Source organism: Gluconobacter sp. NFX36, assembly GCF_049887835.1.
Lineage (GTDB): Bacteria > Pseudomonadota > Alphaproteobacteria > Acetobacterales > Acetobacteraceae > Gluconobacter > Gluconobacter japonicus_A.
In genome coordinates this window covers 85469-98456 of record NZ_JAGEKJ010000001.1, presented here as the reverse complement: position 1 = coordinate 98456, position 12988 = coordinate 85469, and the positions used below count along the sequence as shown (strand labels likewise).

The following is a 12988-nucleotide window of genomic DNA, read 5'->3' as shown; positions in this document are numbered from 1 at the left end:
ACCGCCGCATCATCAGGCCACGTTTCATATCAGAAGTCTTGCTCACCATGCGGTTTTCCCTCCGACGCTCCCTTCTCTCATGCGCCGCCATTTTAGGGTGCGGCTATGGCCTGACAGCCCACGCGGAAGCTGGTTATTTCAGGGAACCATCTTTATCCGGCCAGACAGTTCTCTTCAATGCAGAGCAGTCTGTCTGGAGCGTTCCGCTTGCAGGCGGCACGGCCCAGCGCCTGACGAGCGCACCGCACGGTGCAAACGCAGTTGATCCGCATCCCGTCCTTTCCCCAGACGGAACCGAAATCGCGTTTCTGGCCAATTTTGATGGACCGACAGAGGTCTATGTCATGCCGAGTTCTGGCGGCACGCCTAGACGGGTCACGTTTGAGAATGCCCCGAAGCTGCTTCTGACAGGCTGGGATGCACATGCTGGTATTCTGTATGCCATGCCGGATGCGACTGGCCCCTACTACAGCTACAACGTCGCCTCGCTCGACCCGAAAACGGGTACGAAACACGTCTATCCCTTGGCCTATGCCAATGACGCTGCGCTCAGCCCGGACGGAAAATGGCTCTATGCCGTTCGCTTCGGGCTTGCCGTTACGGGCGATCATATGCGGGCCTATCGTGGCGGTAGCCTCTCCCAGCTCTGGCGCTTTGACCTGCAATCCGGGAAAGAAGCCGAGCGGATCGGGTCACGCACAGCCAACCTTGTCCATCCCATGCCATGGCGTGACCGTCTGATTGTCCTGTCTGACGAAAACGGCCGCTACAATCTCTGGAGCCTTGCAACAGACGGAACTGATGCAAAGCAACTGACGCATTTCACGGATTACAGTGTTCTGGAGGCCTCTCTCTCTGGCGATACTGTTGTTTTCCGCAAGGGGGCGGACCTGTTTGCTCTGGATCTGACTTCCGGTCAGAGCAGGCAGATCCCTATCACTCTGGTGTCGGACAATGCACCACGCGCACCCTATTGGCTGGATCGTCCAACGCGCTTCACGACGTCCGAGGCCATCTCCCCCAAGGGGGATACAACAGTCTTCACCATGCGTGGTCACACCGTTGTCGCCGCAGCATCCCCCAGACGCCTCATTGTCATCCCGACAGCCGATAATGTTCGTCTGAGACTGGCCCGCGTCACACCTGACGGAAAGTCTGTTATCGCGTTCAGCGATGCAGGAGGCGAATCTGCCCTCTGGCGCTTCGCCGCGGATGGCAGTGGCAAAGGAGAAGCCCTGAGCCAACCTTCCTCCACCGAACCTGTGGCGTTGGCCATTTCACCTGATGGCAAATTCGTCGCCCATACCGATCTTCTGGGTCGTTTGTGGCTCTTCAACCTGTCTAACAAATCCGAAAAGCTGGTTGATGACGCGACAGCGGACGGAACGAATGTCTTTGACACCCTGTCCTGGTCGGCAGACGGGAAAGTTCTGGCATTTGTCAGAACACGAGGTACGGGTCTGCGACGACAGATTGCTCTCTACGCCCCCGAGACAAATCACACGGAATGGGTAACCGGGGATCGCTATGAATCTTATAGCCCGACATTCTCCCCGGATGGAAAGTGGCTCTGGTTCCTGTCAGACCGGACGTTCTCTCTGGCCAACATCTCCCCTTGGGGTGACCGCAATCTCGGTCCGGCCTTTCCACATCGCACGGGAATCTATGCCCTCGCCCTTCAGGATGGAAACCATTTCCCGTTTCAGCCCCCCACCGAACTGGATCACGACGACAGCAAGGACAAGCCTGACGAGAAGACCGGAAAGAAAGACGGCAAGGACACTCCGAAAAAGCCACTCCCTGCTCTTGAATGGAACGGGCTGGCAGATCGTCTCTATCAGGTACCGGTGCCAGCGGCGGACTATCATGGTCTGGGTGCCTCAAACGAGTTCCTTTTCACCATGGATGGCACCGATGATGATACGAACCCTCTGAAGTCCATCCACATCGACAATAATGAGCACAAGATCGAAACTTTTGCTCCAAAAGTGGAGGACTTCGACATTTCGGCAGATGGCAAAACCATCATGACCGTCACGCCTCGTCCAAAGCAGACACCGGAAGTGATGCTGCTCCCTGTCGGAGCAAAAAAGCCTGACGATGTTACCGGCAAGACCGTCAGCCTTGATGGGCTCCGTCTGCGCATCGACCCGGCTCAGGAATGGAGCGATGAATTCGTTGATGCCTGGCGCCTTCATCGTGATCATTACTATGACCGCGATCTGCATGGCGTGGACTGGAAAGCCGTTAGAGCCCATTTCGCACCATTTGTGGACCGACTGGGAGATCGCGCCGATCTGGATGACCTGCTCGGCCAGATGGTGGCAGAAATCGGTGCAATGCACTCCCAGCTTCGCCCTGCACAAGGCCTCGACGAACCAGCAACAAGTCTGATTGCTGGGCTAGGAGCGCAACTGACCCGTGAGGCTCAGGGCTTCCGCATTACACATATCTATAGAGGAGACCGGGACCTGCCGGATCAGCAGTCCCCTCTCGCAAGATCAGGTGTAGACGCACAGGACGGAGACCTGATTGTTGCTGTCAACGGACAACCCACAGCTGGCGAACCGGATCTTTCCGCTCTTCTTGCCAATCAGGCTGGAAAACAGGTTCTCCTCACGCTCTCCCGCAAGGGAAAAGAGCACAAAACCGTCGTGACAGCCGTTAGTTTTGCCAAGCAGAAATCCTTCCGTGCGCGGGACTGGGAAGTCAGCCGCGCCGATGCCGTGGATCGCGCGAGCCATGGCCAGATCGGCTACCTGCATCTGCAGGCCATGGGCGGAGACGACATGGAGGCCTTTGCACGGGAATTCTACGCCAATATCGACAAGGATGGCCTGATTGTTGACGTCCGAGGCAACAACGGCGGCAACATTGATAGCTGGGTGCTGACCCAGCTCATGCGTCGGCCATGGATGTTCTGGAGCCGCTATGGAAACGCTCCGGCCATCGACATGCAGCAGGCTTTCCAGGGGCACCTCATCGTCATCGCAGATGAGAGAACCTATTCAGACGGCGAGACCTTCTCGCAGGGGATCAAGTCTCTTCATATCGCGCCAGTTCTGGGCGAACGCACGGCGGGCGCGGGTGTCTGGCTGTCTGATGGGGATCGTTTGATTGATAACGGGAATGCCCGGACGGCCGAAAATCCGTATTTCGATATGGATGGGCATTGGCTGGTCGAGAACAAGGGAGTCTCGCCAGATATCGAGGTCGAGAACATGCCAGTCGCGACCTTCAATGGACAGGACCAGCAACTCGATGCAGCGATTGCCTATCTGAAGAAGCAAATGGCTGACCATCCACGACCAGCACTCAAGGCGGAACCTTTCCCGCTGCAAGAGCCTGCGTCCCCGAAGTAAGGCACATTGAACAGGGCCTCTGCTTCTGGCGGAGGCCCTCTTTTATCAGAGCATCATGTCCATGACCTGATCGCGGCGGGAGAACCGATGCATCAGGGCCGCCACGATATGCCCAGCAATCAAAACGCCCAGAATCCAGGCTGAAAACTGGTGCAGGACCCCGAGGGTCGGGGCCAGAAGAGGCGTTTTCTGGATGAGTGCGGGGAGATGAACCGTCCAGAGCATCTGCACGGGCGCTCCATGGGCAGAGGCCATGAGCCATCCCGTCAGAGGCGTGCTCAGCATCAGAAGATAGAGACATCCCTGTAGAACGCGGGCCGCAATCTGCTGCTCTTCCGGAACGCTGCCGGGCAACGCGGGTGGTCGATGTGTTGCCCGCCAAGCCATTCTCAACACCACAAGAATAATGACCGTTGAAGCGATTTCCTTGTGAACGGACAGCAAATCGCTCTTGAGTGGAGACGGTCCACGCGGCAGCAGTCGACCGGCCGAAAAGCCAATCAGCCAAACAGGAATGATAATGGCCGCCATGCCCCAGTGAAACAGGCGAGCCGTAAGGGAATAACGCTGGGGCACAGAAAATCCGTTTTGTGAAAGATAAGATTTTCTACTTTCCATATCCCAGATGAAACACCAACGGATTTCCATTCAGTGGCTGGGAGGATAGGAAGTTCTGATATTTTCTCCACAAGGCCAGACCGTGATCGACTCTCTTTACCGCCGCATGACCGACCTCGCTGCCTCTCCAAAAGCTGTATGGTGGCTGATCGTCATCGCCATGGCAGAAGCGTGTATCTTTCCCATCCCAGTGGATCTGATGCTGATCCCCATGATCCTGACACGCCGGGACAGGGCTTGGTTTCTGGCCTCTGTCTGCACAATCGCAAGCGTGATTGGCGGCATAATCGGATGGATTCTTGGGGCATTCCTGATGAAACACATCGGTATGCCCATCGCACATTTCTATCATGCGGATGGACGGATCGTGGCACTCGAAGAAATGTTCCGGCGCTATGGTGTCTGGATCATTCTCGGAAAAGGGCTAACGCCCCTGCCCTATAAATTTGTCACTCTGGCGGCCGGAGCGGCGCATTATTCTCTCCTGCCCTTTATCGCCGCAAGCATCGTTACACGTGGGGCACGTTTCTTTCTGGAAGCAGCCCTGCTCAAGGCTTTTGGCGAGCCCGTCCGTGAGTTTATCGAGAAACGCCTGACTGTGATTCTGCTGATTTTGCTAGTGGTGATTATCGCCGGGGTAGCGTTGGTCGAGCTCTTCTGATCTTATATTCACACGAAAACAACCAATTTTGCATATAAAATAACAGAATTACGCTTTAATTATAACAAATCCATGTTATCATCGCCAATGATCGTAAACCTCATACGGTCATCGGTTACGGCTTTCCGGCAGCTACACCTGCTTACCAGTCCCCGCCGTCCTTTCTGCTTCGCCCACCGCGGCGCTGAAGGGGTGGCGAAGATGGATTGCCAGTCTCCGCACGACAACCCGAACGTCCAATTCCCGCTGTCACAGGAGTATGCCATGTTCAGAAGAGAGACTAACTTTAGCGCTAAACGTTTTCAGATTCTGCCTGCTGCCACACGCGCAACTGGTGTGTTCAGTAGTCTGGAAGCGCAGTTTCTTGGAATGGCTTCTCCTGGCATTCTCACACTGCGGGACGCTGTTGATGGTGCAGACTCCCAGCCGATGACGCCGTTTGAGGACAACTTCCCTTCACGGAGGCATGACCATCCATGAGTGCCACAGAGGTTTCTCCTCCCCACCGACCGCTCATCACAAAATCCCGCGTCCTTTGGGGCATGCCGGTGATGTTGCTGTGGGGCTACATCGCTGTTGCCCTGTACATGACGGGCGACGGCATTGAAGTCGCATTCCTTGCAAAATACGTTACCCAGATCGGATTTACCCCCAAGCAAGCCGGGATGCTCTTCACCATCTATGGTGCAACCGCCGCCCTTGCGAGCTGGCTGTCTGGCGTTCTGGCTGAAGTCTATGGCGCACGTCGCATCATGGCGATCGGCACGCTGTGGTGGGCCCTATGTCATGTGGCTTTCCTGAGCCTGGGGCTGTCCCAGCATTCTTTCCCACTGATGATGCTGTTTTACGGCCTGCGTGGCTTTGCCTACCCGCTGTTTTTCTACGCTTTTTTCTTCTGGATCGTTCAGAAAACACCGGATCACCGACTGGCTTCCGCCATTGGCTGGGTGTGGTCCATGTTCACACTGGGCTACGGCATCATTGCTTCGTTCCTACCAAGCTGGACGATTCCGGCTTTCGGCTTCATGCCTACACTCTGGATGTCGCTCGCATGGGTTCTAGCTGGTGGCGCGCTCGCTTGCCTGACCATTCGTGAAGAACCATCCGAGGGGGCTCCTCTGGCATCAAAGGTTCCGCTGAAGGATCAGTTGATCGAAATCAGCCGCAGCCTCACGCTGATTGTGGACAATCGAGACATCGCGCTGGCACTTATCACGCGTGTCATCTGCAACTTGTCCCTGTTCGGTTTCCCGGTCATCATGCCGCTGTTCTACACCTCTCCAGAGGTCGGCTTCACCATGCCGGAATGGCTTCGGATCTATGGTGCTTTCTTTCTGGTGCAGCCTGTAACGAACGTGGTGTGGGGACTGATCGGAGATCGGATTGGCTGGTTACGGCAGATGCGGTGGTTCGGTTTTGTCGGCTGTGCCATGGCGAGCCTTGCCTTCTACTTCATTCCTCACCTGATGCCGGGCAACATGTTCACCGCCATCATTGGTGCCCTTTTTCTTGCTTTAACGCTCAATGCCTTTGTGCCCATGGGAGCGATCTTCCCGGCTATTGCGCCTGAGCATAAGGGAGCTGCCGTATCGGTTCAGAATCTTGGTGGTGGTCTGAGCAACTTCCTTGGCCCGGCACTGGCAACAGTGTTTGTCACCAGTTACGGCACGCAGGGCGTCGTCTTTATTTATGCCGCCCTGTACCTCCTAGCCGCTGTCATTACATGCTTCATTCGCCTGAAGCAGCCCAAAGGCGCCAATGCAATGGAGGTCTTCTCCGCTGCCAAAGCCGCTGCAGTTCATGAAGAAATGAGTGATCTGGGCCTTCAGACGCAGAAAAGCTGAAGCCAAAAAAAAACAGAACAGCCCGGCGCATGACCACCGGGCTACCAGACAGACAGAAACGCCACCCGCAGCTTTTGTGGGTGGCGTTTTTTTTGTGTCGTTCAGTTCAGGGCGAGACGCTCATGGGCCAGAGCCATTTCAGCTCCGAAGGACGGCCATTCAGCGTGCGTCAAAGCCTTAAGGGATGGGGAAGAGAGACCCATACGTTTGGCGTAAAGCCATGTGTAGGTGAGCGCACGATGAACATAATCCCGTGTCTCGGTATTTGGCAGCGTTTCCATGAAAAACAACGGGTCATGCAAATCTGCCGTCTGAGCGCTTTCCCAGCGGGCGATGGCGCCCGGCCCGGCATTATAAGACGCCAGAACGCGTACCAGATCCCCACCTTCGGGCTGAGCAGCCTGGGCCGTATGGCTGGACTGATTTGCCAGATAGAGGACGTAAAGCTGGCCGATTTCAAGATTGGAAGCCGGATTGTGCAAACGGCTCACCATATCTGGCGGAACCGGGATCACAGCCATACCGTGAGCATCATATGTCTGATGATGCAGCGTGATGAAACTCGCTGTCACAGGACGGATCTGCATCAGACCGTGAGCTCCAGCCCCCGAGGTCGCAGCCGGATCAAAGTTCGATTCAACACGGGTCAGCGCATAGACAAGCGCCGGGTTCATACGGAAACCATGGTTGGGACGAAGGCGCGGCATTGGAAGTATCGTTGCCGACGTATCTGAATGGCTTTCCCCATCCATGATCAAAGACGCCAGTTGCTCGGAAAGATCCTCGAAACCGGCAGCCTGCGCAACGAGTTGAAGCGAACGCGCGCGCGCACTGTCTACGGCAATTTCAGGCCAGATACGCCGCATCAGGGCTTCAGCACGCGCACGCTCCCCGATCTGAAGAAGCGCGAAAAGCTGACGCCCCTGCGGAAGCGCTCCAATAGCCTCGACATCAATTTCGCCGAGAACCGGAACAGGATCATGCAGAGTGATTTCGATGGGGCTATCTGGCAGGCGGGCATGACCTCTCCGTCCCAGATCAAGCGTCTGGGCCGCCAGCATCCCATAGAATGTTTCGTGATGGTTTGCTGCACGGTGCAACCAGGACACATATGCCGCCATGGCATGACGACGCGCCTCTGCCCGCGCAGCCCAGAAAGCTGCAGCGGCATGAAGCTCCCGTGACGTCACAGGCGCGTTGGCTGCAGATTCAAACAGCTCATATGCCGCATCAACATGCCCTTCTCGCCATGCTGCCAGCCCAGCCACATACGCCGGGAGTCCCACCTGATGACCGCCACGCTCAAAGCCTGCACAGCCATGTCGTAATGCACTCTGCGCTTCGCCTTGAGAGAGTAGACTAAGGGAAATCTCTCCATAGAGCTGCGCAGCGTAAGCGGGCGTCATTCCGGGCGTAATATCCACGAGGTGCAACGCACTCGTTGCCCCTTTGAGACCTTGCATGGATCGCTCCTGAACCGTGTGGTCCAGAAGAGGATTCCGGGTAAACGCTCGCGCCAAAGGGTCAGAATTGGGGGTCTGGGACACATGCACCGTGTTCGGGCTGTCATTAGGAGCAAGAGATCGCACAAACGATTGGGCTGAAACGGTTCCTGATGGAGCCGTTTTAAGCAGAAGCCCCTGAATGGCTGGAGCATCCGGTTGACCAGAATAGTTTTTCAGCCAGTCCCGAAGCTGATCGGCTACGGGATGTGCGCCTGGTGCCAGATAGCGATCTGCCAGAACGTCCGAGATCAGAACACGATCCGTCAGAAGACGTGCCAGGTCGTTCGCCGTTTGCAGATCGCCACGACGCTGGGCCTGAAGGATCAGGCGATATCGGTTGGCCACAGTGGCCGTAAGAGGGTGAGGCAGCGAGACGGTACCGTCTCCACCAAGGGAGGGGCGTGCTTCCGCAAACGCTGTTTCGTCACCTGCATGATCCGGTTGAGGCGGCTGTAACCGCAGACCTTCTGCACGCGCCGGGGAGAAAGTTCCACCGGCCAGAATCAGCACACTGACGAGCAACGCTCGTGCCGTGCCACCTGAGATGAAAGGGGTAATCCTTCGCATAGCAGCGGGGTGCTACCCGGTTTCGACTGCGATGGCAAGGTTTCGTTAACCCAGACAGACATCCGGACTAAGCGATGATACAGTCACACACTGGAACAATCCAGTGGCAAACACCTGTTTTCGAGCAGTTTTTTACGTTTTCACGAAGTTTTTTCAGAAGAGAAATTAAGACTGATTTTGTACCTTATTTTCAGATGCCAATCGCTCCATCAAAACCAGCAAATCCTGCCAGGCATTCCGCCGCGCAGCAGGGCTCGCAGCGAGCTGAAGCGGATGCCGCATGGGAAGCAACGGCAACGGATTCGACAGGCCAGGAATCGACACATTCATCCATTTTCCACGCAAACGACCCAACATGGCCTGATCACCGATCAGCATTCGTAAGGGCGTCACTCCCATCGTCACCAGAAACGGCGGCTGACACAGAGCAATTGTCTTGAGCAAAAGAGGACGGCAGGAGCGCATCTCCTGCTCCGTAACCCCTCGCCCCCCGGGTGGACGCCACGGTATGGCAGGTGCCATGGATAAAGAAGCCCGCCTCAGTCCAGCAGAAGCCAGCATCCGGTCCAACAATTCCCCTGCCCAGCCCGCGAAAAGGACGCCTGAACGATCCTCGTCGGCATCAGGCGTTTCACCGATCAGCATGAAAGGAGCCTGCTCAACATGGATGGGCTGGAGTCTGTGTGTTGCCGTTCGAGCAAGAAACAGATCATCCAGAGCATTACTGGCCGCAATCAGAGACGGAAGATCTTGAGCGCGATCGAGAGCAGCTCCTCCTGAAGCACGCGGGGCCTCAGAAGGACTCTGCACGCGAGGCAACCCACTGATCCGTTCAGGAAGCACGCGGGAAGCCTCTGAAAGACGATCTATCGTCTCTTCCGAGAGCACTTCATCCACACCCCATTCGTATTGGAGGTGCAGGGCGGCAAGCAGTTCAGCCCGGCTCGGAACTGGCTGGGGCGTCATGAAGCATCCGTTCAGGTTGGCGTCAGACCACATGCGGTCTAGGATTGGCGCATTATGCAGATCACGCGCGGCTGGCACAGATCAATTCCGGTTTTTTCCTTTCCGCTTCGTGCGGGCCTTTCGGCTGTTTTGCTGACTGGAGCGGTATTACGGGGGGCGTCCGCCGCACCGGCACCAGAGATTCTGCCTGCCGTTAGCCCTGAAAGATCCCTGACCGGCTGGCTTCTGGCATCAAGCGTCATGATGCAACGGGGAGAGATAGACGCCGCCCATGAGACACTGTCGCATGTTCTGGCCCTGTCCTCGCAGAACCTGAAGCTTCGCGAAGATGGCCTTCGATACGCCGCAATGACAGGACATGAAACCGAAGCCGTCGCGCTTGCAAAGACCTTGCCCGCCAGTGACATCGCAACACTTGTCCTCGCCCAGAATGCTGTTCCCAGAAAAGCCTGGGCAGAAATGCGTCAAACCCTGAACCGCAACAGTCATCATGGACCGCTGGTTTCAGTCGCCGCCCCAGTCCTCCTCGCTTGGGCACAAGCTGAAGAGGGACACGTTGAGCAGGCCCTCAACACCCTAAGTACGGCTGCGACCTTTGCCCCAACACGACGTCTATACCAACTCCATGCAGCCTTGATCGCAGAACACCTTTCATCCCAGCATGAGGCTCAGTCTCTTTATCAGAAAGCTGGCAGCAGCCCTGACGACCCGCTCACTCTCCAGATTCTCTATGCACAACTGTATGGCGGCTGGCTGGAAGGCCAGGGACAACATCAAAGCGCCCGTGAGGCCATCGCCGCACTTGGCGTCAGTTCACCATTAGCCTCGATGATCATCGGCCCACTTCAGCATACACTTCAGAAACGGGCGCCCCTCTCCGCAACCCAAGGGGTTGCGATTCTGAACCTGCAACTGGCCCTGATGATTACGGACGTCATACAACAGGAAGGAATTCCTCGAGACCCGGCCATCATCACGCTGCAGCAGGCTCTTTATCTTGATCCGAATCTGACGGTAGCACGCATTTTTCTGGCGGACACCTTTCGGGAAGGAAACCAGACCTCCAAAGGGCTAAGTGTTCTCGATCTTGTAGCAGACACAGATCCACTCGCAGCTCTGGCCGCTCAAGAACGTGTCAATCTGGCCAGCCGCTCCCACGATCTTCCCATGCAGGCCGACGCTCTGAACCGTGCCTTGACCCTCCTGCCGGACAATCCGGAGTTTTTGGTCCAGCTTGCAGAAGTACAGGATCAAATGGGCCATCATGATGAAGCCATAGAACTCTACACCAAGGCTCTGAAAGCATCTCCCCCTCGTAAGGAAATTGTCTGGCCCATTCTCCTGGGTCGGGCCATGGCAGCTCAGGAGAGCGGCAACTGGGCAGTGATGAAGGAAGACATGCATCATGCCCTCGAATTGGCACCCGACCAGCCGGAAGTCCTTAACTTCGTCGGATATGCCAGCATCGAACATGATGTGGATCAGGAGCGCGCCTTACAGCTTCTCAAACGCGCTCTGGACCTGCAACCAAATGACCCCTCCATTCAGGACAGCTATGCCTGGGCACTCCTGAAGCATAAGGGGGACCTGAAAACCGCTCTTCCTATCCTCATTCAGGCGGCCGAACATGCGTCAAGCGATGCCGAAATTGGCTACCATCTCGGGGTCGCCTATTGGTATCTCGGTCGCCACACAGAGGCACAGGATCAATGGAACCAGTCTCTGGATGACAGTCCACAGCCTCAGGACCGTACGCTCATTCTAAATGCCCTTCAGCAGGGCGGCCCCCACCTTAAGGCGTTTGAACAAAACAGATGACTCTTCTTCACGATACCGCTCATGCCAAGATCAATCTCTACCTGCATGTAACCGGCCGTCGCCCTGACGGATATCATCTTCTCGACAGCCTCGCTGTATTTGCTGGCGCCGCTGATGAAGTACGTCTTGCAAAACCGTCAAATACCTTTTCCCTTTCAATCGAAGGGCATTTTGGAAAAGGTCTCGAAGCCAACGACAGCAACCTCGTGCTTAGGGCCGCACGCGCACTCCAGACACATGCGCGACAAGAGAATGCCTACCACCTGATACTGGAAAAGAACCTTCCAGTTGCGTCGGGCATTGGTGGCGGATCAGCCGACGCGGCCTGCACACTCAGATTACTGGGGCAACTCTGGAATATCGCGGAAAAAGATCTTTTGGCGATCGCCGAGCCTTTGGGCGCTGATGTTCCAGTATGTGTTCAGCAGAAAACGACCCGGATGGAAGGGATTGGGGAAATCCTGACATCGGCACCAGCCATGCCAGACGGGGGCATCCTGCTCGTTAATCCCGGCATTGCAGTGTCTACGCCCGATATTTTTCGGAGCTTCGCGGCTATGGGTGGAATTATTGAGCGTCCCACCCCCGTATTTCCTGCCCGCTGGGCATCCATGAACGCTCTTGTGGACATGCTGTCTCACACAACGAATGATCTTCAGGCCCCCGCCATTCATCATGCTCCTGTGATCGGAACTGTTCTTGACCGCCTAAATGCTCAGAACGATTGCCTGATGGCGCGTATGAGTGGTTCAGGTGCCACCTGCTTTGGCCTTTTCCCTACAGCCGAAGCGGCGCGCAAAGCTGAAATGGAACTTTCCAAAAACCCGCTCCATTCGGGATGGTGGACATGGGCGGGTCCTTTCCTTCAGAATTAGTCCGTTTCTACGCTGAGAAAGAAAGAGACTGAGAACCATGACAACCGGACCGCGCATGCAGGTAACCCGCTCCGAGGACGGACAGAAAATTGTTCTCTCATTCCTTGAAAATAGCGGACTAACTGGAGATATCACGCTCGATGAAGCCCAGTTGACTCAATTAATCACAAGCCTTGGGTTGGCGAGAACCGCACTGGTTGAACAGAAACCTCTCCCCCCGATTGAAGGAGCGCGGTTTTCCCCGGTGTACAAAACTAACTGGGCACTTCAGATCGACACACTGACAGAAGGCTCTCTGCTGGCTTTTCAACACCCGGCCTACGGGCCCGTTGGCCTAGTGTTTACTCCTACCGATGCAGAGCGGCTTATTGGGGGGTTACAGCGCCATCGCACGATGGTCCACTCCAATCCTGACGATGCACACACACCAAGCTGACAGGCCGCTAGAAAAAATCGACGTCGCCTGTATTCTGCGGAGAAGTCTGGTTGCACCCACTAAGGGCTTCACGCAGAACTACCAACGTCATCCGATCTACCGCATTGGTAGTCATGATTACGTCCTGAATATCTTCCTGCATAGCAAGTCTCTGAAAGAGTAACGCAAACTGCTCGATAGTCTGCGTTAAGGAATCAAAAGCCTGCAACGCAATTATCTCTTCAGCCCCCACATACGAGAGAGCTAACCGCTCCAGCATCTGACATTCTTCAAGAGCATGCCCCAACTGAATAGCCGCCCCTCGAAACAGCGTCGCCAGCGCAAGCGATGCCATGT

Annotated in this window: 11 protein-coding genes; 7 read left to right on the top strand and 4 right to left on the bottom strand. The window is 55.9% G+C overall.

The features are described from left to right. Positions 1-47 precede the first annotated feature (47 nt). A complete protein-coding gene (locus J4P41_RS00470; RefSeq protein ID WP_426065736.1) occupies positions 48-3362 on the top strand; it encodes a S41 family peptidase in 3315 nt (1104 codons plus the stop codon). Between the two features lie 45 nt (positions 3363-3407). Here the strand turns inward: J4P41_RS00470 and J4P41_RS00465 are convergent, their stop codons facing one another. Continuing rightward, a complete protein-coding gene (locus J4P41_RS00465; RefSeq protein WP_426065735.1) occupies positions 3408-3938 on the bottom strand; it encodes a cytochrome b in 531 nt (176 codons plus the stop codon). A 124-nt stretch (positions 3939-4062) separates the two neighbouring features. Here J4P41_RS00465 and J4P41_RS00460 point away from each other — a divergent pair, with 124 nt between their 5' ends. From J4P41_RS00460 to J4P41_RS00450, 3 genes are all read left to right on the top strand, one after another. Next, positions 4063-4641 carry a YqaA family protein gene (locus J4P41_RS00460; RefSeq protein ID WP_426065734.1) on the top strand — a complete coding sequence of 193 codons (579 nt, stop codon included), beginning with the start codon at positions 4063-4065 and terminating at the stop codon, positions 4639-4641. Between the two features lie 201 nt (positions 4642-4842). Then, a complete protein-coding gene (locus J4P41_RS00455) occupies positions 4843-5121 on the top strand; it encodes a hypothetical protein (RefSeq protein WP_426065733.1) in 279 nt (92 codons plus the stop codon). Then, positions 5118-6485, top strand: coding sequence for an MFS transporter (locus J4P41_RS00450; protein ID WP_211567652.1), 1368 nt, complete (start codon positions 5118-5120; stop codon positions 6483-6485). The genes J4P41_RS00455 and J4P41_RS00450 overlap by 4 nt, the downstream gene beginning before the upstream one ends. A gap of 101 nt (positions 6486-6586) precedes the next feature. On the opposite strand, the gene J4P41_RS00445 is transcribed toward J4P41_RS00450, so the two are convergent. Both J4P41_RS00445 and J4P41_RS00440 read right to left on the bottom strand, forming a co-directional pair. Beyond that, positions 6587-8557 (bottom strand): transglycosylase SLT domain-containing protein, encoded by a 1971-nt coding sequence (locus J4P41_RS00445; protein ID WP_426065732.1) that lies wholly within the window; start codon positions 8555-8557, stop codon positions 6587-6589. A gap of 165 nt (positions 8558-8722) precedes the next feature. After that, positions 8723-9556 (bottom strand): uracil-DNA glycosylase, encoded by an 834-nt coding sequence (locus J4P41_RS00440; protein WP_426065903.1) that lies wholly within the window; start codon positions 9554-9556, stop codon positions 8723-8725. Between the two features lie 21 nt (positions 9557-9577). On the opposite strand from J4P41_RS00440, the gene J4P41_RS00435 reads away from it, so the two are divergent. The 3 genes from J4P41_RS00435 to J4P41_RS00425 are packed head-to-tail and all read left to right on the top strand — an operon-like array spanning position 9578 to position 12652. Further along, positions 9578-11341, top strand: a complete 1764-nt coding sequence (locus J4P41_RS00435) for a tetratricopeptide repeat protein (RefSeq protein WP_426065731.1) — start codon at positions 9578-9580, stop codon at positions 11339-11341. Beyond that, positions 11338-12216 (top strand): 4-(cytidine 5'-diphospho)-2-C-methyl-D-erythritol kinase, encoded by an 879-nt coding sequence (locus J4P41_RS00430; protein WP_426065730.1) that lies wholly within the window; start codon positions 11338-11340, stop codon positions 12214-12216. The genes J4P41_RS00435 and J4P41_RS00430 overlap by 4 nt, the downstream gene beginning before the upstream one ends. Before the next feature lie 37 nt (positions 12217-12253). After that, a complete protein-coding gene (locus tag J4P41_RS00425; protein ID WP_426065729.1) occupies positions 12254-12652 on the top strand; it encodes a hypothetical protein in 399 nt (132 codons plus the stop codon). A 7-nt stretch (positions 12653-12659) separates the two neighbouring features. On the opposite strand, the gene J4P41_RS00420 is transcribed toward J4P41_RS00425, so the two are convergent. Next, on the bottom strand, positions 12660-12986 hold the full coding sequence (locus J4P41_RS00420; RefSeq protein WP_426065728.1) for a hypothetical protein: 327 nt from the start codon (positions 12984-12986) through the stop codon (positions 12660-12662). Positions 12987-12988 lie beyond the last annotated feature (2 nt).